This is a genomic window from Streptomyces sp. NPDC005962 (genome assembly GCF_040629205.1).
Classification (GTDB): Bacteria; Actinomycetota; Actinomycetes; order Streptomycetales; family Streptomycetaceae; genus Streptomyces.
Window position 1 is genome coordinate 116,546 of sequence record NZ_JBEXVE010000016.1, and the last position, 20,926, is coordinate 137,471.

At 72.9% G+C, this 20,926-nt stretch carries 21 protein-coding genes; 8 read left to right on the top strand and 13 right to left on the bottom strand.

From position 1 onward, the window contains the following. Positions 1-2: 2 nt before the first annotated feature. From ABZ370_RS25525 to ABZ370_RS25540, 4 genes are all read right to left on the bottom strand, one after another. Positions 3-1,241, bottom strand: a complete 1,239-nt coding sequence (locus ABZ370_RS25525; protein ID WP_358625107.1) for a glycosyltransferase 87 family protein — start codon at positions 1,239-1,241, stop codon at positions 3-5. After that, the gene (gene mptB / locus ABZ370_RS25530) at positions 1,238-2,713 is read right to left on the bottom strand and encodes a polyprenol phosphomannose-dependent alpha 1,6 mannosyltransferase MptB (RefSeq protein WP_358625109.1); all 1,476 of its coding nucleotides are present in this window, start codon (positions 2,711-2,713) and stop codon (positions 1,238-1,240) included. Before mptB ends, ABZ370_RS25525 begins: the two co-directional genes overlap by 4 nt. A 122-nt stretch (positions 2,714-2,835) precedes the next feature. Then, on the bottom strand, positions 2,836-4,071 hold the full coding sequence (locus ABZ370_RS25535) for an FAD/NAD(P)-binding oxidoreductase (protein ID WP_358625111.1): 1,236 nt from the start codon (positions 4,069-4,071) through the stop codon (positions 2,836-2,838). Beyond that, positions 4,068-4,265, bottom strand: a complete 198-nt coding sequence (locus tag ABZ370_RS25540; RefSeq protein ID WP_358625113.1) for a ferredoxin — start codon at positions 4,263-4,265, stop codon at positions 4,068-4,070. Before ABZ370_RS25540 ends, ABZ370_RS25535 begins: the two co-directional genes overlap by 4 nt. Before the next feature lie 483 nt (positions 4,266-4,748). Here ABZ370_RS25540 and ABZ370_RS25545 point away from each other — a divergent pair, with 483 nt between their 5' ends. Together ABZ370_RS25545 and ABZ370_RS25550 are read left to right on the top strand one after the other, a co-directional pair. Next, entirely contained in the window at positions 4,749-6,683 is a 1,935-nt protein-coding gene (locus tag ABZ370_RS25545) for an FUSC family protein (RefSeq protein ID WP_358625115.1), read from the top strand. A gap of 142 nt (positions 6,684-6,825) precedes the next feature. Continuing rightward, positions 6,826-7,314, top strand: coding sequence for a hypothetical protein (locus ABZ370_RS25550; protein ID WP_358625117.1), 489 nt, complete (start codon positions 6,826-6,828; stop codon positions 7,312-7,314). Here ABZ370_RS25550 and ABZ370_RS25555 read toward each other — a convergent pair. The 4 genes from ABZ370_RS25555 to ABZ370_RS25570 form a co-directional block, all read right to left on the bottom strand. Beyond that, positions 7,271-7,936 (bottom strand): alpha-ketoglutarate-dependent dioxygenase AlkB, encoded by a 666-nt coding sequence (locus ABZ370_RS25555; RefSeq protein ID WP_358625119.1) that lies wholly within the window; start codon positions 7,934-7,936, stop codon positions 7,271-7,273. The genes ABZ370_RS25550 and ABZ370_RS25555 overlap by 44 nt on opposite strands. Continuing rightward, on the bottom strand, positions 7,924-8,478 hold the full coding sequence (locus ABZ370_RS25560; RefSeq protein WP_358625121.1) for a methylated-DNA--[protein]-cysteine S-methyltransferase: 555 nt from the start codon (positions 8,476-8,478) through the stop codon (positions 7,924-7,926). Before ABZ370_RS25560 ends, ABZ370_RS25555 begins: the two co-directional genes overlap by 13 nt. A 59-nt stretch (positions 8,479-8,537) precedes the next feature. Next, the gene (locus ABZ370_RS25565) at positions 8,538-10,016 is read right to left on the bottom strand and encodes an AlkA N-terminal domain-containing protein (RefSeq protein ID WP_358625123.1); all 1,479 of its coding nucleotides are present in this window, start codon (positions 10,014-10,016) and stop codon (positions 8,538-8,540) included. Positions 10,017-10,526: 510 nt separating this feature from the next. Then, positions 10,527-11,537, bottom strand: a complete 1,011-nt coding sequence (locus ABZ370_RS25570; RefSeq protein WP_358625125.1) for a helix-turn-helix transcriptional regulator — start codon at positions 11,535-11,537, stop codon at positions 10,527-10,529. A 248-nt stretch (positions 11,538-11,785) separates the two neighbouring features. Between ABZ370_RS25570 and ABZ370_RS25575 the strand changes: the two genes are divergently transcribed. After that, complete coding sequence (locus tag ABZ370_RS25575; RefSeq protein WP_358625127.1) at positions 11,786-13,000, top strand: DUF4032 domain-containing protein; 1,215 nt, start codon at positions 11,786-11,788, stop codon at positions 12,998-13,000. A 62-nt stretch (positions 13,001-13,062) separates the two neighbouring features. Here the strand turns inward: ABZ370_RS25575 and ABZ370_RS25580 are convergent, their stop codons facing one another. The 3 genes from ABZ370_RS25580 to ABZ370_RS25590 all read right to left on the bottom strand — a co-directional run bounded on the left by ABZ370_RS25580 (position 13,063) and on the right by ABZ370_RS25590 (position 15,681). Further along, positions 13,063-13,821 (bottom strand): alpha/beta fold hydrolase, encoded by a 759-nt coding sequence (locus ABZ370_RS25580; RefSeq protein ID WP_358625129.1) that lies wholly within the window; start codon positions 13,819-13,821, stop codon positions 13,063-13,065. Positions 13,822-13,945: 124 nt separating this feature from the next. Next, the gene (locus ABZ370_RS25585) at positions 13,946-14,773 is read right to left on the bottom strand and encodes an alpha-L-glutamate ligase (RefSeq protein WP_358625131.1); all 828 of its coding nucleotides are present in this window, start codon (positions 14,771-14,773) and stop codon (positions 13,946-13,948) included. Continuing rightward, positions 14,770-15,681: a hypothetical protein gene (locus ABZ370_RS25590; RefSeq protein WP_358625133.1), complete on the bottom strand. Its 912-nt coding sequence runs from the start codon at positions 15,679-15,681 to the stop codon at positions 14,770-14,772. Before ABZ370_RS25590 ends, ABZ370_RS25585 begins: the two co-directional genes overlap by 4 nt. A gap of 203 nt (positions 15,682-15,884) precedes the next feature. Here ABZ370_RS25590 and ABZ370_RS25595 point away from each other — a divergent pair, with 203 nt between their 5' ends. Both ABZ370_RS25595 and ABZ370_RS25600 read left to right on the top strand, forming a co-directional pair. Beyond that, positions 15,885-17,033, top strand: coding sequence for a PfkB family carbohydrate kinase (locus tag ABZ370_RS25595; RefSeq protein WP_358625135.1), 1,149 nt, complete (start codon positions 15,885-15,887; stop codon positions 17,031-17,033). Continuing rightward, positions 17,030-17,971: a pseudouridine-5'-phosphate glycosidase gene (locus tag ABZ370_RS25600; protein WP_358625137.1), complete on the top strand. Its 942-nt coding sequence runs from the start codon at positions 17,030-17,032 to the stop codon at positions 17,969-17,971. Before ABZ370_RS25595 ends, ABZ370_RS25600 begins: the two co-directional genes overlap by 4 nt. A gap of 12 nt (positions 17,972-17,983) precedes the next feature. On the opposite strand, the gene ABZ370_RS25605 is transcribed toward ABZ370_RS25600, so the two are convergent. Both ABZ370_RS25605 and ABZ370_RS25610 read right to left on the bottom strand, forming a co-directional pair. Then, positions 17,984-18,643: a PhzF family phenazine biosynthesis protein gene (locus tag ABZ370_RS25605; protein WP_358625139.1), complete on the bottom strand. Its 660-nt coding sequence runs from the start codon at positions 18,641-18,643 to the stop codon at positions 17,984-17,986. Between the two features lie 38 nt (positions 18,644-18,681). Then, the gene (locus ABZ370_RS25610; RefSeq protein ID WP_358625141.1) at positions 18,682-19,047 is read right to left on the bottom strand and encodes a hypothetical protein; all 366 of its coding nucleotides are present in this window, start codon (positions 19,045-19,047) and stop codon (positions 18,682-18,684) included. Between the two features lie 154 nt (positions 19,048-19,201). On the opposite strand from ABZ370_RS25610, the gene ABZ370_RS25615 reads away from it, so the two are divergent. The 3 genes from ABZ370_RS25615 to ABZ370_RS25625 all read left to right on the top strand — a co-directional run bounded on the left by ABZ370_RS25615 (position 19,202) and on the right by ABZ370_RS25625 (position 20,922). Continuing rightward, positions 19,202-19,561, top strand: coding sequence for a hypothetical protein (locus ABZ370_RS25615; RefSeq protein ID WP_358625143.1), 360 nt, complete (start codon positions 19,202-19,204; stop codon positions 19,559-19,561). Then, positions 19,558-20,388, top strand: coding sequence for a hypothetical protein (locus ABZ370_RS25620; RefSeq protein WP_358625145.1), 831 nt, complete (start codon positions 19,558-19,560; stop codon positions 20,386-20,388). Before ABZ370_RS25615 ends, ABZ370_RS25620 begins: the two co-directional genes overlap by 4 nt. 144 nt (positions 20,389-20,532) lie before the next feature. Then, positions 20,533-20,922 carry a roadblock/LC7 domain-containing protein gene (locus tag ABZ370_RS25625; protein WP_358625147.1) on the top strand — a complete coding sequence of 130 codons (390 nt, stop codon included), beginning with the start codon at positions 20,533-20,535 and terminating at the stop codon, positions 20,920-20,922. Positions 20,923-20,926 lie beyond the last annotated feature (4 nt).

Sequence of the window (20,926 nt, forward strand, 5' to 3'; positions counted from 1 at the left end):
GCCTATCCCGTCGCCGGGCGCCCGGTCGGGGCCGACCGCGGCGCCGGGGCGCGCGCCGGAACCGTATCGGGCGCTGCCTCCCGTAGCGGCAGCGCCAGCAGCATCCCGAGGCAGATCCAGACATACGCGTTGCTGCCGAGGAAGCCGGTCACGCCGGTCGCGTCGAACCGCCACAGCCACACCAGGCTGCTGCACAGAATCACGTAGATCACCGCGGCGCTCCTCAGCAGTGTCCGCCGCCGCTGGGGTGGCGTATCCGGCCGCAGCCCCGACTCGGCGAGCACGATGAGCGCCGGGATCAGCCACACCAGATGGTGCACCCAGGTGATCGGGCTGACCAGGCACGCGGCGATCCCGGTCAGGGCGTAGCCCGCCGGTTCGTCGCCCACGGCCGCCGCCTGCCGCACCCGGTACGCCCACACCGCCAGCAGAGCCAGCACCCCGGCCGCCCAGACGCCCCCACTGGGCTCCACCGGGGCCACGAGCCGCGCCAGCACGCCCTCCCAGGACTGGTTCGAGACGTACGACAGCACCCCGATGCGGTCGGTGTCCCACAGCGCCTCGGTCCAGTAGACCCGGGAGGCGCCGGGCGCCGCGCACATGGCCAGCAGCGTGGCGCCCACGGCGGTGGCCGTGGCGACGGCGGCGGGGCGCCACCGCCGGGTGACCACGAGATAGACGATGAAGATCGCGGGCGTGAGCTTGATGGCGGCGGCAAGACCGGTCCCGAACCCGGCGAAGCGGCCGTGCCCCGAGGCCAGCAGCCGCGCGTCCAGCAGCACCAGGACCAGCAGCAGCAGATTGACCTGCCCGAAGCTGAAGGTGTCCCGGACCGGCTCCAGCAGCGAGAACAGCGAGGCCGCCACGGTGAAGGCGAACCACATGTTCCAGCCCTGCCGCCGCACCACCGGCCCGATCAGCCAGGTCAGCACGACCGCCGAGGCGGCCACGTTGAGCAGCATGCTGACGCCGACCGCCGCCGGCCAGCTCAGCAGCGTCATCGGCAGCATGCACACGGCCGCGAACGGGGGATAGGTGAAGCCGTAGTCCGCCCCGTCCGCCCCGGGCGTGGTGAATTCGTAGATATGGCCGTCACGCAGCCACTGGCCGACGGCACCGTAGTAGACGCCCAGGTCGAACCAGTCCCGGTGCAGGGGCACGAAGGCCAGGAAGAGCGCCGCGGCCGTGGTGAGCCCGGCCGCCAGCAGCAGCCGTCCGCGGGTCGTGGTGGGCCCTGTCATGCCGAACGCTCCGGCCAGTGCGCGCCCTTGGCGGAGGCCAGCCCGGGCCCGGTGGCGAACCCCGGCGCCCAGCGCGCACACCACAGCACGCACAGCGCCAGCGCGCCGCCGCACATCGCGAAGGTGAGCTGCCGGGAATCCGGGGCGAAGCCGCTGGGCAGCACGGCCAGCGCGAGCACTCCGCTCACCCCGGCCACCGCGCGGCGCACCCAGCCGCTCGGCGCGGCCGCGGCGATCAGGAACAGCCCCCACAGCAGATACCAGGGCCGGATCGCCGGGCCGAGCACGGCCACCGCCGTCAGGCTCAGCCCCAGCGCGTAGAGCGGTCCGCGGCGTGGTGGCCGCAGCCAGACGATCACCACCGCGACCGCCGTCGCGAGCAGCCCCAGCGCGTGCCACGCCGGGGTGGCCAGCGGCGCCAGCCCGCTGCCACCCGCGTGCAGCAGGGCGCCGGTGGCCCGGCCGAGTGCGCTGGTCAGCGCCCAGTTGTCGGCGGACGCTGGGGTGGACAACGCCCCGATCCAGCCGTAGCCGGTGCCGGTGACGGCCGTGGCCACGCCCGTGGTGACGAGCGCCAGCGCGGCCGTGGCGAGGAAGACGCCGACGCGCCGCCTCCGGCCCGTCATCCGTCGCGCCCACAGCGAGGCCACCGCCAGCAGCCCCAGCGCTGCGGGCGCCTTGACCAGGGCGGCGAGCGTGACCAGGACGGCGCCGCAGGCGGGCCACCGGCCGGTCGCGGCCACCAGCCCGGCGCCCAGCAGCCCCAGCATCACCGCGTCGTTGTGCGCCCCGCCCACCAGGTGCAGCAGCAACAGCGGGTTGAGCCCGCCCAGCCACAGCGCGGCGCCCGGGTCGGTGCCGCAACGGCGGGCCAGTACGGGCAGGGCGAGCACCATCAGCGCCACCCCGAGCAGCGCCATCAGCCGCAACCCGAAGACGCCCAGGGGCAGTTCGGCGCGCGAGGCGTGGGCGATCGCGCTCTCGAAGGCCAGCGATACCGGGCCGTACGGGGTGGGTGTGTGCTGCCACACCGGCGCCACTTCGGCCGCGATCGGTCCGCCGAGCCGTACTGGGCCATGGGTGTAGACGTCGATGTTCGCGTGCACCATCGCGCCCTGGGCGAGGTAGCTGTACACGTCCCGGCTGAACAGCGGGGGAGTGGGCAGCAGCGGGGCCGCCCAGGCGGCGAGCGTCACCAGCAGGCTGCGGACGCCGGGCGGCCGCGGGCCGCGCACCTCACGCCCCAGCCACCACCAGGCCGCGACCAGCAGCACCAGCCCGAAGTAGGTGCTGATCAGGCCGAGCGCGGCTCTTCCGGAGTCCGGGGTGAGGGCATCCCCCACGGGCAGCGCTCCGGCCGTCGCGCCACCCGCGGCGAGGGCGACCGAGCCCGCGAACCCGAGAAGCCGACAGTGGTGCGGAGCGATGGCGACACCTTGGACGAGAACACGACGGACCAGCACCCGCCCCATACTCGCCGTGACGTATGGCCGAAACGTGACGCCGCGGTCACCGGTGGCTGACCGGGAGGTGTCGGCCACGCCGCCCGCCCGGGCCGGGCAACCCGCCCGGCCGGATCAGCTGCCCAGCCGGATCACCCGCCCGGACCGAAGGCCCCCACGAGCGCTCCCACCAGGGGTGCGCTGCCCTCGATCGACGACCAGGCCGCCTTGTCGGCCACCAGTTGGCGGAGTTTGAGCACTTCACGCGGGCTGTTCCAGCCCAGTACCCCCACCACCCGTCCCCGATGGCCGTAGGCGACCACGAAGTGGCGGTTGTCCAGCTCGCCGTGGAGTACGGCGAGTTCGGCGTCGGCCGGAAAGACGCCGTACGCCTGGATGTGGGCGTCGTACTGGGCGGTCCAGAAGTACGGTACGGGAGCGAACGGCAGGTCGTCGCCGAGCAGATTACGGGCGACGGCCTGGGCCTGCTCGGTCGCGTTCAGCCGGTGCTCCAGCCGCATGCGGGCGCCGAAGTGTTCGTTGTACCAGGAGGCGACGTCACCGGCCGCGTAGACGCCCGGAGCGGCCCGGCAGGCGGCGTCGCACTCCACGCCGTTGTTCAGGCCCAGCCCGGACCCGGTCAGCCAGCCGACCGACGGGTCCGCGCCGATGGCGACCACGACGAGGTCGGCGTCGAGCACCGCTCCGTCGGTCAGCTCCAGCCCGGTGACATGGCCACCGGCGGACAGGAACCTGGTCACCCCGGTGCCGCAGCGCATGGACACACCGTTGTCCCGGTGCAACTGCCCGACCAGCCCCGCGATCCGGTCGCCGAACTGGCGGCGCATCGGCACCGGACGCGGGTCGATCATGGTGACGTCGAGCCCCATCCGGCGGGCGGCCGCGGCGGCCTCGGCGCCCAGGAACCCGGCGCCGACCACTGCCACCGTGGGCCTGCGCTGGAGATCGGCGCGCAGGGCGAGCGCGTCGTCGAGGGTGCGCAGCAGATGCACCCCGGCCAGGTGGTGGGCGTCGGGCAGACTGCGCGGGGTGACACCGGTGGCGATGACCAGGGAGTCGTAGGGGACGCTGTCGCCGCCGTCCAGCAGCACCCGCTCCCGGACGGTGTCGAGCCCGGTGGCGGACCTGCCGAAGAGCAGTTCCGCGTCGAGCGCGTCCAGTTCCTCGTCCGTACGGAGCTTGATCCGGTCGTGCTCCCAGGTGCCCGCCAGGATCTGCTTGGACAGCGGCGGCCGGTTGTAGGGGGTGTGCGGCTCGTCGCCGATCAGGGTGAGCCGCCCGCCGTAGCCCAGGGAGCGCAGTGTGACCGCGGTGGTGAGCCCGGCCACCGAGGCGCCCACGATGACCACGTTTCCCGGGCTGCTCACGACTCGGCCAGGGCGATCGCCAGGCCGGGGCAGACGGCGGCGGCCCGGCGCACCTCGCCGTGCAGTCCGCTCGGCGGAAGGTCGTCGAGCAGGACGGCCACACCGTCGTCGTCGCGCTGGTCGAACACCTCCGGGGCGGCGAGCACGCACTGGCCCGAGGCCACGCATCTGTCCTGATCTAACGTCACGTGCACGGAGTTCTCCACGCTTGGGGTGTCGGGCCGGGCGATGCGGGGCTGCCGGAGCAGCGGGGAACGCGCTCATCAGGTGAGCCCGTTGGTAAACGATCGTTCTGCAAGCGGCGACACGGAGGCTAGTTGGCCTTGTGTGCACAGCACAACACGCTCAGTTCAAAGATGGCCAATGTGAGTCACATATGAGCCTGGCATGTGCACGAACGGATAAGCGTTACGAATAAACCCGGTCAAAATGCAAAAGCAGCAGGTCATCGACGAGCATCGGCGCGGTGGTCCCGGCCTCCGCCGCCCGGCCTGCGGCCACATGCCCCGGCATCGGCGGTTGTCAACCGTCCACGGCTCACATGGCGGAAACGTACAGGTTACGTAAGGTCCGCCCGGCTCACGTACGGTCGGGAACCGTAACCGATCGCACCGATCACATCGATCACGATCGCACCGATCGCACCGATCACACCGCCCCGGATCTACGGAGGTTCCTTGCGCGCGCTTCTCGTCCTGCCCGACTGGCTGACGCACCCCCTGCGCGGGATGCGGGGGCTGCGTGGCCCCGTGCCCTGGCCGGCGGTGCTGCGCGGAGCGCTCGGTGTGGGACCGGTGGTGGCGGCGGGAGTGGCCACCGGCAACACCCCCGCCGGGGTGACCGCGGGCCTCGGCGCGATGTTCGCGCACATCAACGACCGCCCGGCCACCCGCCGCACCCGCAAGGTACGCATCGGGGTTCCGGCCCTCGCGGGAGCGCTCGGCCTCTTCGCGGGAGCCTCGTTCGGCACGCTCGGACTCGGTCCGTGGATCGCCCTCGCGCTGGCCACCGTCGGGCTCGTCTCCGGCGCCCTCAGCGCCGTCGGCCCGGTCTGCTCGGCGGCCGGGGTGCAACTGATGGTGCTCGCCGTGGTGGGCGCCGGTATGCCGCTGCCCGAGCCCCCGCCGATGCGCGCGGGGATGCTGCTCGTCGGCGCCACCTGGGTCATCGTGATGGCCTCGCTGCTGCCCCTGGTCCTCCGGTTCCGCCCGGCGGCCGCCCCCGGGCCCGACGAACGCGGCGCGGTGGCCGCCGTGTACGACGCGCTCGGCGACCTGATGACGGTCGTCGGCACCGAGGGCGCTCAGCCCGCGCGGCGCAGACTGACCTCCGCGTACGACGCCGCGTACGAAGCCCTCTACGGCCACCGCCTCCCCTGGCAGCGCCCCGACGAAGAGGAACGGCGGCTGCGGGACCGGCTCGCGGTGGCCGGAGGGCTGAGCGAAGCGGCGCTGACCCTGCTGTGGGAGAACGAGCCCCTGCCCGACCGGGTCGCCCGCACCCCCGCCCAGCTCGCCCGCTCGGTACGCACCGGCCTGCCCCCGGGGCGCCTCCCCGCCCCCGTACCCAGCACCGCGGGCAGCATCGCCGTACACCGTGCGGTGCTGCTCGCCGCCCGCGTCTTCGACGGCGAACCCGCGCCCCCGGTCGGCGCCGTCGGACCCGACTTCCGGCAGCGGCTGCGCCGGATGCGCGGCGCGGCCGGACGGGAGTACGCGGCCCGGGTCGCCCTGTGCGTCGGCGTGTCCACCGTGCTCGCGCGCTCGCTGCCGGGCGACCACTGGTACTGGCTCCCGGCCACCGCCACCTTCCTGGTCAAGCCCGATATGGGCCCGCTGGTCTCGCGCGCACTCTCCCGTGCCTTCGGCACCGCGCTGGGCGTGGCCGTCTTCGGCGTGCTCGCCACGCTGCTCGGCCAGGCCACCGGGGTGGCCGGGCTGTGGCCGGTCGCGGTGGCGGCGGTGTGCGCCGCGCTCATCCCCGTCTCCGTACGCCACTTCGCGCTGCAGACGGCGGTGCTCACCCCGCTGCTGCTCTCCCTCGTCTACCTCGGCGGCGACACCGACCCCGGCTACACCCGGCTCATCGACACCCTGCTCGCCTGCGTGGTGGTGCTCGCCGCGGGCGCCCTGCCCGGACTCGGCGGCCCGCGCGCCCAGGTGTCCGTCCGGCTCTCCCTCGCCGTCCACGCCACCCGCGACCACCTGGACCGGGTGCTGACCGCCGAAGCGCCCTACGCGGAACGGCTCCGCCTGCGCCGCGAGGCCTACCGCGCACTGGCCGACGCGCGCCGCTCGGTGGAGGTCGCGAGCGCCGAACACCCGCCGTTCGGAAGGGACTTGGCGGCCTGGGCGCCGGTGGTCTCGGCGCTGGAGGAGATCGTGGACGCCGCCACCGCATGCGGTGTCCGGCTCGACCAGGGCGCGCCGTACCCCGACGCGGAACTGACCGCCCGGCTGCGCGCCGGCCTGTCCGACCTCGCCGACGCCGTCGCCACCCGCAGGCCCCCGACGGACCTGGTCCTGCCCGCCGGAGCGGCGGTGACGGACTGCGCCACCCTCGCGGACGTCACCGCCGGCCTGCGCAGAGCCCGCCGCCTCGCCTCCAACTAGCCCCTCACAGCCCCTGTGAAGCCAGCTCCTGTGACAGCGCTGTTACGGGAGGTATGGCTTCCACCACAGCCCGGCGGGTCCGGACCTGGTGGGGTTGCCGGATGTATACCTCCCCACTCCCCGGACGGCCGGAGGCGCAGGCGTGATCGTGGGCCTCGGCATCTCCGCAACGTGTGCCATCGGCGCACTGATAGCCCTGCTCGGGACCGTCGCCATGGCGTTTCCGGGTCGGCCCCAGCCCTGGCTGGTCCACCTGATGCGGCGTGCCGCGGGGCTGGCCGCCTTCGCGGCGGCATCCATCTATTCGCTGGGACTCTTCGCTGTTCTGTCGTCCGAGTGGGAGACCGACAACGGAGCGGACTCAAGTCCGGCTCCGGCATGCCGTGATGGCTTCGCGGCGGAAACGGTCCAGCACCTCTCCCACTACCGGTCTTCCTATCTGCCCCTGCGCTTCGACTGCGTCCGGGACGACGGCACCGCCTACCCCAGCGATCCCGGCTACGTGTGGATGAACTGGGCGACCCTGTCTCTCCTGCTGGCCGCCGCGCTGCTGATCGTCGGCGCGGGTTACGTGTCCGAGCTGCGGATCAGGCGCCGGAGCCCTCGGGCAGGCCGGTTTCCCGCAGGGTGATGTTCAGCCGTCCCGTCGCGAGGCCCGTCGCCGGATCGCCCGTGTGCGGGTGGATCCTGGGCACTCCGTGGTACGCGTAGCGGGACGGGCCGCCGAAGACGAACAGGTCGCCGGAGGCGAGTTCGACATCGGTGTACGGCCTTGTACGGGTCTCGGTGTTGCCGAACCGGAAGACGCAGCTGTCACCGATGGTGAAGGAGACGACGGGGGCGCCGGACCGCTCGTCCTTGTCCTGGTGCATGCCCATCCTGGCCTGGCCGTCATAGAAGTTGATCAGCGCGGTGTCGGGGCTGTAGCCGTCCCCGGCCGTCTCATCCTCGTACGCGTCGGCCAGCGCGCGGCGGCCCAGCGTGACCAGCCAGTGCGGGAACGGGGCCACGGGCGCGCCGTTCACATCGTCCGCGGTGCGGGTGTAGCGGTAGGGCTGCCAGTGCCAGCCGACGCACACCGTCCGCACGGACATCACGCCGCCGTTCGGCAGCCTGGTGTGCCGGATGGGCACCGGGCCGGTGGCCCAGGCGCGGCACGCCGCCACCAGCTCGCGCTGCTCGTCGGGGGTGAGCCAGCCGGGGACGTGGACCGCGCCGGGCGCCACGCGCAGCCGGGGGATCAGGGCGTCCATCGGTTCCCGGCCGTGGCGCCCTCCAGGTGCAGCAGCCGCTCCTTGCGCTCCAGGCCGCCCGCGTAACCGGTCAGCGAGCCGTTCGCGCCGATGACGCGGTGGCACGGCCGTACGACCAGCAGCGGGTTGCGCCCGATCGCGGTGCCCACGGCGCGGACGGCGGCGCGTGAGGCACCGGCCCGCTCGGCGATGTGGCCGTAGCTGACGGTCGTGCCGTACGGAATCGCCTCCAGGGCCTGCCACACCCGCTGCTGGAACGCCGACCCGCCGGGGACGAATTCGAGGTCGAAGCGGGTCAGCTCGCCCGCGAAGTACGACCTCAGCTGGTCCACGATCTCGGTGAACGCCGCGTCGTCGCGCCGCCAGTCGTCCCGCACCGTGGCCCCGCCGGTCTGCTGGGGCACCGAGAGGGAGGACAGCGCGGTGCCGCCGGTGGCGGTGGCGGACGGGGCGCCCACCAGCAGCAGTTCGCCCAGGGGGCTGTCGATCGTCGTGTATGTCGTGTCTGTTGTGTCTGACGTGTGTGTCGTGCTGGGGGTCATGGCCCTGTCCTTTTCTTGCGTGTCCTCGCGTGTTCTCGCGCGTTCACAAGCTTGTGTGGTCAAAGGGTGGTCTCCGGCGTGTTCCAGAAGTGGTGCATGGCGTACGAACGCCACGGCCGCCAGCCCTCGGAGTCCTCCAGGAACGCCCCGGCGCGGCGCACCCCGGCCCGTACCGCGACGTCCCCTTCCAGCAGGACGTCCGGGTCGCCCAGCGCCCGCATCCGGATGTAACCGGCCGTCCACGGGCCGATGCCGCGCAGCGCCAGCAGCTCCTTCTCGGTCCGGTCGCGGTCGGCGCCGGTGTCGAGGCGTACCGCGCCCGTGGCGAGCGCGGTGGCCAGCGTGCGCAGGGTCGCGCGCCTGCTCTCCGGCATGCCGAGGTCCGTGAGCGGGCTGTCGGCGAGGTCGTCGGCGCCCGGGAAGAGATGGGTGAGCCCGCCGCTGGGCTCCGTGAGGGGCGTGCCGTACGCGGCGACCAGGGCGTTGCCCAGCCGCTGCCCCGCGGCGACCGACACCTGCTGGCCGAGTACGGCGCGGACGGCCAGCTCATGCGCGTCGGCGGCGCCCGGCGAGCGCAGCCCGGGCCGCGCCGCCACCAGGGGCGCCAGTGCGGGGTCGGCGCCCAGCCGCTCGGCGACCGCGTACGGATCGGCGTCCAGGTCGAACAGGCGGCGAATCCGCTGGCTCGCGGTGGTCAGATCGCGCAGCTCGGTCAGGTGCAGCCGACACTCCAGCCACCCGTCGCCGGGGCGTTCGTCGACCTCCACGACACCGCAGCCGTGCGGCAGCCGCAGAGTGCGGCGGTACGTGCGGTCGCCGGGGGCACCCACGACCTCCTCCATGCCGGTGAGGGCGCGGCGGGCCAGATAGCCGAACACCTCCGCGGTGGCGTACGGGCCGCGGTAGGCGAGCCGCAGCGGCACCCCGGACGTGGTGGCCCCCGGCACCCGCCGCCCCACCGGCCCGAACCGGGTGGCCCGGCCCGGGCGGGCGGCGCGCAGCTCGGTCGGGGTGGCGGCGTAGATCTCCCGGATGGTGTCGTTGAACTGCCGCACACTGGCGAACCCCGCCGCGAACGCGATCTCGGCGGCCTGTAGGTCGGTCGTCTGCAGCAGTATCCGCGCGGTGTGGGCGCGCTGGGCGCGGGCCAGTGCGACGGGCCCGGCCCCCAGCTCGGCGCCCAGCTGCCGCTGCACCTGCCGGGCGCTGTAGCCCAGCCGCGCCGCCAGCCCGGCCACGCCCTCCCGGTCGACCACGCCGTCACCGATCATCCGCATCGCCCGCCCGACGGCGTCCGCCCGCGCGTTCCACTCGGCGGAGCCGGGCACCGCGTCGGGACGGCAGCGGCGGCAGGCCCGGAACCCCCCGCCCTGCGCCGCGGCCGCGGTCGGGAGGAAGCGCACGTTCTTGCGGTGGGGCGTGGTCGCCGGGCAGCTCGGGCGGCAGTAGATCCCGGTGGTGGCGACGGCGAAGAAGAATTCGCCGTCGAAGCGCGCATCACGGCTGCACACCGCCTCGTACATGCTGTCTTCGCTCATCACACCCCCACTGTGCGCCATCCCCAGGGCGGTGCGCTGGCGGAAAACGGACATGGCGCTCAGGGCGGGCGGCGGGTCAGGGAGTGCGCTGTCCCTCCGCCTCCCGTTCGGCCCCGTCCGGAGCGCCGTCGAAGGCGTCCGGATCGGCGGCGTCCGGAGCAGCGGCATCCGGATCGACGGTCTCCGGCGCCGGGGCGGGCGTGTCGAACCGTGTGAGCAGCTCCTCCCCGGCCTCCGGCGCTGCGTAGGACGCCGCGGTATGGGCCATCTGCCGGGCGAACAGGGCGCATCGGGGGTCGTCCTCGGCGAGCCCCATGGCGTCCAGCAGGGCCGCGAAGTGGTCCCCGGCCGACGCCGCGATCTCCGGCAGGGGCAAGGGCGCGGGTGCGTGGCCGTTCTGCTCGTACGGCGCGGGCTGGGGGAGCGGATACGGGACCAGGTGCTGGAACTGCGCGGGGACGTCCGCGTTGTTCGCGGCGGAGGTGAGCTGGGCGAGCAGGCCCAGGTCCTTCACCGTCTTCTCGACCTGGTCGTCGTTCCGGGCGAGCCACCAGACGACGGCGCTTCCGGTGTCCCGCAGCACATCCGTGCCCAGATACGCGCGCCGGTTCTGCTCGTACTTCCGCTCGTGCTCCCACACCGCCTCGTCCTTGCGGACCGCATGCACGCGTCGTAGTCCCCGTCCAGCGCGTGGCCCTGCGCTTCGCGCTGGGCGGCCAGGCCGTGGATGCGGGGCGGGAGCGTGCCGCTCTGCGCCTGTCGGGCCAGGCCGACGGTCTGCGCGGCGTCCTGGCGGTACAGCGTGATCAGCGCGCGGCGCACCAGGGCGTACGCCGCGAGATCCTCGTCCCCGCCGGCGGCGGCCAGATCGACGGCGCGCCGCGTCCACCACAGGGCGGCCTGCTCGTCGCCCGACTCCTGCGTCAGCCAGCCGATGTACTCCGCGTACCGGGAGGCGAGCCGCAGCAGGCCCTGACGGGTGCGGGTACCGGCCCCGCGCGACAGCTCGCGCAGGGTGTGGGTCTGGGCGATCAGCGCGGGGAGCACGAACGACGGGCTCACGGTCTGCCCGAGCCGCCGGTACTGGTCGAACAGCGACCGGGACACCTCCAGCAGCGAGGCGCCCTCGGTCCCGGACGGGGCCGGGGAGGGGCCGAGGCCCAGGCGTACCGCCGAGGCGGCCCCCGCCGTCATCACCTGCCGCCGGTCCATGGGCTGGAACCAGCTCGGCCTGTCTGCCGACAGGTGCATCAGCCACACCTCTTCGTCACCGTGGGTCTCCTCTGTGGTGTCCGCTTCCGAAGGCCGCAACGGGACCAGGGCGGCCAGCTCGCCCCCGGCGCCGAGCGCGGCGTCGCAGAGCCGGGCCAGTTCCGGGCTCGGGACCTTCAGCCCGCGCTCCACCTTGCTGAGCTGGCCCTTGCTGTAGTGGACCGACCCGGCCAGCCGGTCGAGCGTGAACCCGCCGGCCAGCCGCAGCCTGCGGAGTTCCTGACCGAACCGGTGACGTTGCTCGAGCACATGTACCTCCGTTATGCCCTGCCGAGCAGCTGTGAGTCACCGCAAGTCAGCGTGGTGCAGCGGTCATGAGCAGGCAAGGCGATCCGTGTTGTTTCCTGTTTCCACTTCGAAAGGCAACCGGAAGCCGGTACGTGTGTCGAGATGGCGCCCACCGGATCGCCCACCCGGAACGCTCACCCGTATCGCCCCCGGTCGCACACCCCTACCGCCCACCCGTATCGCTCACCCGTACCGCACACTGGTATGTCATGGAGCTCCAGATCACCGCGACCTCGCCCGAGCAGCCTGCGTCTCTCCTCGATCTGCCCTGGAACACTCCCCTGGAGGAGTGGCCGGACGAGTGTCTGGTCGCCCTGCCACGCGGTATCTCCCGCCACGTCGTGCGGTTCGCACAGGCGGGCGGCGAGGTGGTCGCCGTCAAGGAGGTCGGGGAGTGGGCGGCGGTGCGCGAGTACGGGCTGCTGCGCGACCTGGACCGGCTCGCCATCCCGGCCGTGGACGCGCTCGCGGTGGTCACGGGGCGGACCGACGGCGCCGGTGAACCGCTGGAGCCGGTGCTGGTCACCCGCCATCTGGTGGGGTCGCTGCCGTATCGGTCGATGTTCGAGACGACCATGCGGCCCAGCACCATCAAGCGGCTGCTCGACGCGCTGGCCGTGCTGCTGGTGCGGCTGCATCTGGCCGGATTCGCCTGGGGGGACTGTTCGCTGTCGAACACCCTCTTCCGGCGTGACGCGGGCGCCTACGCCGCGTATCTGGTGGACGCCGAGACCGGGCAGATCCAGCCGAAGCTCACCACCGGGCAGCGGTCGTACGACGTGGAGGTGGCCCGGGTGAACATCGCCGGGGAGCTGATGGACCTGGAGGCCAGCGGCTCACTGCACCCTTCGGTCGACCCGGTGCTGTTCGGCCAGGCCATCGAGGAGCGGTACACCGCGCTGTGGCACGAGCTGACCCGGCAGTCCGTCTACCCGGTGGCCAAGCGCCGCTACATCGACCGGAGAGTGCGGCGCCTGAACGAGCTGGGCTTCGACGTGGCCGAAATGCAGATCGAGCGTTCGCCCGACGGGGACAGCGTCACCTTCCTGCCCAAGGTCGTGGACGCGGGCCACCACCAGCGCCAGCTGCTGCGGCTGACCGGCCTCGACGCGGAGGAGAACCAGGCCCGCAGCCTGCTGAACGACCTGGAGGCGTGGATGGCCACCCAGGACGACTACGCCCCCGGCGATCCGCTCGGCGCCCGCCCGGAGGTGCTGGCCCACCGCTGGGTGCGCGACAAGTTCCGGCCGACGGTGCGTACCGTCCCCCTGGAGCTGCGCGGATCGGCCGACACCGCGCAGATCTACTACGAGGTGCTGGAACACCGCTGGCTGCTGGCCGAACGGTGCCAGGGCGACGTGGGCCTGAAAGCCGCCGCCGAGGACTACACCCGCAACGTCCTGGGCGCCCGCCCGCCGGAGTGACCGGCGGGCGGAGCGCTATGCGCCGTGCGCGACAGCACGGGTCAGGGGAGCGTAGGGGCGCGTCAGGGCCGCAGCGCGGACAGCGTCTGCGAGATGGACGCGATGACCCGCGGTGCCTCGTTGTTGAGGTAGAAGTGGCCACCGGAGTACGTGTGCATCTCGAACCCGCCGTCGGTGTGCTCACTCCACTTGCGGGCCTCGTCGACCGTTGCCTTGGGGTCGTTGTCGCCCACATGGACGTGGATGGGGGTGGCGAGCCGGGGGCCCGGTGTGTACCGGTAGGTCTCCGCGGCCTTGTAGTCGCTGCGGATCGCCGGGAGCACCATCCGCAGCAGCTCCTCGTCCCCGAGAACCTGCGAATCGGTGCCGCTGAGCGACTGCATCTCGGCGATGAGGCCGTCGTCGTCGCGCAGATGGACCGACTCGTCGCGGTGCGCGGACGGCGCGCGCCGCCCCGACGCGAACAGCGCCACCGGCGCCACGCCCTTCTGCTCCAGGCGGAGTGCCACCTCGAAGCCGAGCGTCGCGCCCATGCTGTGGCCGAAGAGCGCGAGCGGCTTGTCCGTGTACGGCAGCAGCTCGGGCACCAGCGCGTCGGCCAGCTCGCCGATGGTGCCGACGCACTCCTCGTTACGCCGGTCCTGGCGGCCCGGGTACTGGATGGCGAGTACGTCCACGCCCGGCGAGAGTGCCTTCGACACGGGGAAGTAGTAGGAGGCCGATCCGCCGGCGTGCGGCAGGCAGACGAGTCGCGTCGTCGCGTCCGGCGCGGGATGGAACTGCCTGATCCACAGACTGGTGCCGGTGGGGTTTGCGGTCACCTGACGTCCTTTCGTGCCCTGGTTCGACGTTCGACGGCGTGCGCTCGCGCGCACGCACACGGAGACAAGCCTGCCGGGTCGGCCCGAACGGCTACAACCCCTATTTTTCGGACGGGGGTTGCCCCTAGTGATTCTGGAGCGGCACCCCGACCGCGGGCTGACCAGCGGCCGTGCGTACCGTCAGGGCTGCCAGCGCCTCCGGCGCGCCCGCCTGGCCCCGGATGCCCGGGAACGCGTTGATGTCCACGATCACCGGGCCGTCCGGGCCGCGCAGTACATCCACCCCGTACACCTCCAGCGCGAACACCGAACCGACCCGACGCACCAGATCCAGCCACCCGGGCGGCAGATCTTCCAGGGGGAGCGGCAGCGTCAGACGGCCGTCCTTGCCGACGGTCAGCTCGGAGGTCCGCAGTGCGGCGAACACCGTGTCCGCGACGACCCACAGCTTGTGGTCCCAGCCGTCGTTGGGCGTGAAGTCCTGGACCACCACGGGCTCGTCGGGCCATGCGGCGGCAAGCTCCGCCAGGCGTACGGGGCCGTCCACCCGGGCCACCAGATCGTGGCGGCGGCTGTAGCGGCTCTTGACGACCACGGGGTACTCCAGCCGCGCGGTGTCCAACCGGGATAGCGCGGCCAGCGCGGAGACCGTACGGGTTTCCGCGAACGGCAGCCCCGCCCGCCGCGCGAGCGCCGCCATCGCCGTCCGGTCCTGGCACAGTTCCGTGGCCGCCGCGGAGTTCACCACCGGCGCGCCGCGCTCCTCCAGGGACCGGGCCAGCGCCAGCGCGCCTGGCGTACGCGCCTTCAGCAGATAGACGTCGGCGAGTTCGCCGGGCGCGGCCGTGGCCTCCGGGGCGACCGCGACCAGCTCATGGCGAGGCGTCAGCAGGGCCGCGGTGTCGGCGAGGAGCTGATGGTCCGGGTCGGCGGTGATGAGACCGACCCTCATCCGGCACCTCCCACCGACGCGGGCAGCTGCACGGGCACCGGCGCCGCCACCCGGGCCGGGCCGGGCAGAGCGCCGCGTGCCGCACCGGGACCGGTCGCGCCCCGCCGGGCCAGCTCCAGCACCGCGCGTCCCACCCGGGCCGCCGCGTCCGGTACCTCCTTGAAGCTGGGGAAGTCGTTCACGTCGACGACCACCGGGCCGTCCGGCCCGAGCAGGATGTCGACCCCGTACAGATCGAGCCCGTACACGGAGCCCACCTCGGTGGCGATCGCGGCCACCTCGGGGGACAGCGCGACCCGGCGTCCCCGTATGTCCCGGTCCGGGCCGAGCGGCGAGCCGCGCTCGGTCGCGTACAACTCGCCGCCGACGCAGTACACCTTGAGGTCGATGCCCGAGTTCGGCACATAGGGCTGGGCGATCAGCATGCCCTCCTGGGCCAGTTCGGGGCCGAGTGCCGCCAGCCGGTCCGGCGACGGCACCAGCCGCACCGCCCGCCCCGAGCTGCCGTCCGCGGGCTTGACCACCAGCGGGAATGCCGATTCCGGTAGCTCCGCGAGCGCTTCGGGACACGCCGCCGCGTAGGTCGTCGGTACCGGCAGGCCACGGCTGCGGCCGATCGCCGCCGCCAGCGCCTTGTCCCGCACCCCGCGGATGGACCGCGCGTCGTTGACGGTGGTGAGCCCGACCGCGGACGCGGCCTCCAGCAGCGTCAGACCGGGCCCGCCGGACACGGTCTTGAGCACCCAGGCGTCATGGCTTCCGGCCTGTATCGCGTCGGTTATCCGCATCAGGGAGCGGCCGGGCCGCAGGACGTCCACCTTATGGCCCCAGGCGGTGAGCCGACCGATCACCTCTTGCGGCATTCCGTCGTGGCGATAGCGCTCCTCCACCAGAAAGCAGAGTCTCATCGGCCTTCTTCCTCATCACCGGACATATCCCCCGGGCTGCCGCGGAGCGGGTCCGGCAAGTCGTATACCCACAGGATGTCATCACCTGTTCTCCCGTCATTTCCGGCCCCACCCGGTTGGTCCGCGACCCGCTCCAAGGTCGCCCGCCCAGCACTCGGAGCGGGGTCTGTTTATCGCGCTAAGTTTCCTTTATTGTCCTGAACATGATGCTGACGCGACGGGAGCGGGAAGTGCTCGCGCTGCTGCGCCGGGACCCGCTGTCCGGGGCCCAGGCGATCGCCGACGCCCTGGGCACCACCCGGGCGGCGGTCAACGTCCATCTGTCCAACCTGGGCAAGAAGGGCGCCATCCTCGGGCGCGGCTACATCCTCCGCCAGGAGCACGCGGTGGTGGTCATCGGCGGCGCCAACGTCGACGTCAAGGTGCGCGGCCTGGCGCCGCTCGCGTACCGCACCAGCAACCCGGGCCACGCCCACACCAGCCCCGGCGGCGTGGCCCGCAACGTGGCGGAGAACCTGGCCCGGCTGGGCACCCCGACCCATCTCATCGCCGCCGTCGGCCAGGACCCGGCGGGGGAGCGGCTGCTGAGCGAGACCCAGGCCACCGGGGTGCGGATCGACCACGTCCACCGTGGTACGCACCCCACCGGCACCTATACGGCGGTGCTGGACGCCGACGGCGAACTGGCCGTGGCCGTCGCCGACATGGCCGCCACCGACGGGCTCGGCCCCGAGTATCTGCGGCCCGCCCGCGAACTCATCGGCAACGCGAGCATGCTGGTGCTCGACGGCAACCTCTCCTCCCCGGCGCTGGCCTACGCCCTGGACATCGCGAGCGCCGCCGGAGTGCGGACGGTGATCGACCCGGTGAGCGTGCCCAAGGCGGCGCTGCTGGCCCCGCTGCTCGCCGCCGGGCGCCCGGTGTTCGCCGTCACTCCGAACGTGGCCGAGCTGGGCGCCCTCACCGGCCGCGCCACCGGCGACGACCGCCATCTGAAGGAGGCCGCGGCCGCGCTGCACGAGCGCGGCGTGCGGTACGTATGGGTGCGGCTCGGTGAGCGCGGCTCGCTGCTGAGCGGCGCCGAGGAGGGCGTCACCATCCTGGCGGCGCCTCGGGCCGAGGTCCAGGACGTGACCGGTGCCGGGGACGCGATGCTCGGCGCGTTCGTCCACGCCCTGCTCACCGGCGAGGACCCCGTGGCCGCCGCCCGCTACGGCCACGCCGCCGCCGCGCTGACCGTGGCGACCACCGCCACCGTACGGCCCGATCTGACCCCGCGCCTCGTCGAGGACGCGCTGACCCCGCGTCTCGTCGAGGACGCGCGACACGCCCCACCGCGGAGGACGACATGACCACCCCCCACCCCCGGCTGGCCCTCACCCAGGAGGTCCGGGAGGCGCTGCGCGACGGACGGCCCGTGGTCGCGCTGGAGTCCACGATCATCAGCCATGGCATGCCGTATCCGCAGAACGTCGAGATGGCCACCGAGGTCGAGGCCATCATCCGCGCCGAGGGCGCGGTCCCGGCCACCATCGCCGTCCTCCACGGCACCCCGCGCATCGGACTGGACCGCGCCGATCTGGAGCTGCTCGCCACCGACCCGGACGTCGGGAAAGTCAGCGTCCGCGACCTGGCCCATGTCATGGCGCGTGGCGGCCACGGCGCGACCACCGTGGCGAGCACGATGCGGCTCGCCGCGCTCGCCGGTATCCGGGTCTTCGTCACCGGCGGCATCGGCGGGGTGCACCGCGGGGCGCAGCAGTCCTTCGACATCAGCGCGGACCTCACCGAGCTGTCCACCACCGCGGTGGCGGTCATCAGCGCCGGGGTGAAGAGCATCCTCGATATCGGGCTCACCCTGGAGACCCTGGAAACCCTGGGCGTGCCGGTGCTCACCCACGGCACCGACGACTTCCCCGCGTTCTACTCCCGGGTGAGCGGCTTCGCCTCCCCGCTGCGCGCCGACTCCCCCGAGGAGATCGCCGCCGTGATGCACGCCCAGTGGGACCTGGGTCTGACGGCCGGGCTGAGCATCGCCAACCCGGTCCCGGAGGCGGACGAGATCCCCGCCGGGCGGATCGACGGCATCATCGATCAGGCCCTCGCCGAAATGACGGAGGCGGGCATCGGCGGCAAGGACGCCACGCCCTATCTGCTGGGCCGCATCGTGGAGCTGACGAAGGGCGAGAGCCTGCGCACCAACATCGCACTGGTCAAGAACAACGCCCGGCTCGGCGCGCGGATCGCCATCAGCTACGCGACGCAGACACCGGCGCACCGCCCGGGCTGACGCGCTCTCACCTCACAGCGAGCGGACCTCGGCGAGGGCGACCCGGCCGCCGATTTCGATGGAGCCGTCCGGCTGGGGGCTGGTGAGGATCTGGGAGCCCCGGCCCTGGGTGATGTTGAGGGCGCGGCCCAGTTCGCCGGAGAGGACGAGGGCGGCGGCGCCGGTGGCCTCGTCCTCCACGATCCCGTCGCCGCGGCGCGGGAAGGCGCGGGCGCGTACCCGGCCCGCCGGTTCGTCCTGCCAGGCCCACGCGTACAGCGCGCCCTCGCCCTCCGGCGGGGAGGGGAGGGCGTCGACCTCGGCGGGGGAGGCGTACTGCTGGGTGCGCCGCCGGGACGCCCATGCGGGGTGGCCGCCGATCCAGGTGAACTCGCCGTCCTGGCGGGCCGGGACCTCACCGGCGGGCGGCAGCAGCTCGGGGAGGTCCAGCAGCCAGGCGGTGCCCACCAGTGGGTGGCCCGCGAAGGGCAGCCGGACGCCCGGGGTGTAGATGTCGACGACGCCGCGCTCCGGGTCGTCGACGAAGACGGTCTCGCTGAACCCCAGCTCGGCGGCCAGCTCCTGCCGTGCCCGCTCACCGGGCACGGCGGCGCCGTCGCGCACCACACCGAGCTCATTTCCCCCGTGGCCACGGGGGCCACAGAACACCCTGAGTACGTCGAGATCCGTCATGCGGGCATTGAAGCACTCGCGCCGCGGTCCCGGCAGGGTCAGACCTTCAGCTCGTGATCGATGCGCTTCAGCCCATGCCGCGCGAGCGCCAGGTTGGCCCGCGCCCGGTCCAGGGCCAGGTAGAGGAAGAGCGTCCCATGGCTGCCGGAGATCAGCCGGATGAGGTGGTACTGCGAGCCCAGCGTGATGAGGATGTCCTCGATGCCGTCCGTGATGCCGAGCGTGGCGAGGGTGCGGACCTTGGCCCGGACGACCTCGGTGTTGCCCGCCGCGGCGATTTCCATGTCCAGCTCCTGGCCCCCGCCGGCCACTCCGAGCGACATGCCGCTTTCGTAGTCGACGAGCGCGACCCCCAGGGCCCCGTCGATGGCCATCGCCTCTTTGAGAGCGGTCTCGATGTTCATGTGCTTCCTTCGCATGGCTGATAGCCGGGGCCTGTTGGTACCAAAGCTGTCACCAGACGATAGCTCTGAACCATAACGAGTAGCCGAGTGGTCCAAGTTATGCAAGATGATGCTTAAACTAACGTGCTTGATGGTACGCAGCGAAGGGTCATAGGTGAACGCAGCCGAAGCGGCGCTCTCCGGAGCGCTCGCGTCCCCGGGAGTGATGGGCGTCAGTCTGGTGGACGCGGTGACCGGGCTCCACTACGCGGCGGTGGGGGACACCGACGCCCTCGGCGAGGGCGATGAACTCGCCGAGACGGTCGCTCTGATCGGCGACCGGCTGAACCAGGCCGGTGCGGTGGGAGAGCTGGAGAGCGTGGTCGTCACCAGTGCGCGCTTCCACCACATCACCACGGTGGTGCCGCGCGGCCAGGACCCCCTGCTGCTGTGCGCGACGGCCGACCGCGACCGCACCAATCTCGCCCTCGTCATGCGGCACCTGGCCGATCAGGCGAAGGCCGTGCTGACATGAGCGAGAGCATGGAGCGAAATCCCCCGCGCAATGTCCCCAGCCTGTTGCTCACGCTCCAGCAGGATCGTTTCAGCGGGGCCGTGTCGATCTCCGGCGCGGTCGGCGGAACCATCCATCTGCACCGTGGGGCGGTCCGCGCGATCGAGACCCCCGGCGCGCCCACCGCCGAGGCGCTGCTGCTGAAGTCCCGGCGGATCGGCGAGCCGGAGTGGGACGCCGCCTGCACCGCGACAGGCCCCGGCGGACGGCTCGACGTGACGCTCGTCGAACAGGGCCACATCGGCGCCGCCGAGCTCGAAGTCCTGTGCGTGGGCGCCCTCTACGACGCCGCCTTCGCCATGGCGCTCAGCACCCCCGACAGCTGGCAGGTCGACCGGGAGGCCTCAGGACCCCGGCTCAGCCACCTGGACGGCACCGACCCCGGGCGGCTCACCGAGGAGACCAGCCGCCGGGTGCGGCTGCTGGCCAAGTCCTGGGGGCCGGTACGGGAGTTCGGCCAGGAGCGCATCCGGGCGTCCGCCCGGGCCACCGCCGGGATCGGGGGGCTGCCCGCCCGCTACCGCGACATCCTGCTCAGCGCCGACGGACGCCGTACGCCCCGGGACATCGCCTTCGCGCTGGGCCGCGGCGTCTACCCCGTCATGCTCGACATCTCCCGGATGAAGGCGCTTCAGCTCATCCAGCCGGAGCCGCCGCGGCCCCCGGCCACCGCACCGCGCGTCGCCCCCCGCGACCCCGCATCGGAACAGCCGCGCGCCGAGGCCCCCACCGGGGGTGGACTGCCCAGACGCACCCCGGCCGACCGGCGGCCGGACAGCACCGGCTGATCTCGCCCCGGACGGCAACTCCCACGGGCGCCCACGCCCATGGGCCGCACTCTCCGCGGGATCACCGCGGGTTTCACGAGTACCACCGGCTCGCATGACAGCCGCAGTCGAGGCGAGCCCCAACGGAGTCCGAGGAGGACCCCCATGACCAACCCCCCGCCCGCCGCCGGTGCGCCGTCCGAGGCCCTTGTCAAGGAGCTGACCGGTCTGCGCGAGCTGGTCCTGGGCATCTCCGAGAGCATCATCGCCACCCCGGACGGACTCCTGGTCGCCGCCGACACCGCCAATGTGCAGCCGGAGTCCCTCGCCGCCCTCTCCGCGGCCACGCTCGCGCTGGGCAAGCGTTCCGCCGCCGAAGTGGGCCTGGGCAGCCTGCGTGAGGTGGTCACCCGGTGCAACGGCGGCTACAGCGTCGTCCTGGCCGTCGGCGAACAGGCCCTGCTGGTGATCCTCGGAGACGAGGGCCTGGACATGAGCGCGCTGCGCCGGGAGACCCCGGCCGTCGTGGAACGGCTCGGCGGCCTGCTCGCCTGACGGT

Bases quoted from the DNA above. Each gene is read 5' to 3' on its own strand.
- ABZ370_RS25525 (WP_358625107.1), bottom strand. From the start codon at position 1,241: ATGACAGGGCCCACCACGACCCGCGGACGGCTGCTGCTGGCGGCCGGG.
- mptB (WP_358625109.1), bottom strand. From the start codon at position 2,713: ATGGGGCGGGTGCTGGTCCGTCGTGTTCTCGTCCAAGGTGTCGCCATC.
- ABZ370_RS25555 (WP_358625119.1), bottom strand. From the start codon at position 7,936: ATGGACGCCCTGATCCCCCGGCTGCGCGTGGCGCCCGGCGCGGTCCAC.
- ABZ370_RS25560 (WP_358625121.1), bottom strand. From the start codon at position 8,478: ATGACCCCCAGCACGACACACACGTCAGACACAACAGACACGACATAC.
- ABZ370_RS25565 (WP_358625123.1), bottom strand. From the start codon at position 10,016: ATGAGCGAAGACAGCATGTACGAGGCGGTGTGCAGCCGTGATGCGCGC.
- ABZ370_RS25575 (WP_358625127.1), top strand. From the start codon at position 11,786: ATGGAGCTCCAGATCACCGCGACCTCGCCCGAGCAGCCTGCGTCTCTC.
- ABZ370_RS25585 (WP_358625131.1), bottom strand. From the start codon at position 14,773: ATGAGGGTCGGTCTCATCACCGCCGACCCGGACCATCAGCTCCTCGCC.
- ABZ370_RS25590 (WP_358625133.1), bottom strand. From the start codon at position 15,681: ATGAGACTCTGCTTTCTGGTGGAGGAGCGCTATCGCCACGACGGAATG.
- ABZ370_RS25595 (WP_358625135.1), top strand. From the start codon at position 15,885: ATGATGCTGACGCGACGGGAGCGGGAAGTGCTCGCGCTGCTGCGCCGG.
- ABZ370_RS25600 (WP_358625137.1), top strand. From the start codon at position 17,030: ATGACCACCCCCCACCCCCGGCTGGCCCTCACCCAGGAGGTCCGGGAG.
- ABZ370_RS25605 (WP_358625139.1), bottom strand. From the start codon at position 18,643: ATGACGGATCTCGACGTACTCAGGGTGTTCTGTGGCCCCCGTGGCCAC.
- ABZ370_RS25610 (WP_358625141.1), bottom strand. From the start codon at position 19,047: ATGAACATCGAGACCGCTCTCAAAGAGGCGATGGCCATCGACGGGGCC.
- ABZ370_RS25620 (WP_358625145.1), top strand. From the start codon at position 19,558: ATGAGCGAGAGCATGGAGCGAAATCCCCCGCGCAATGTCCCCAGCCTG.
- ABZ370_RS25625 (WP_358625147.1), top strand. From the start codon at position 20,533: ATGACCAACCCCCCGCCCGCCGCCGGTGCGCCGTCCGAGGCCCTTGTC.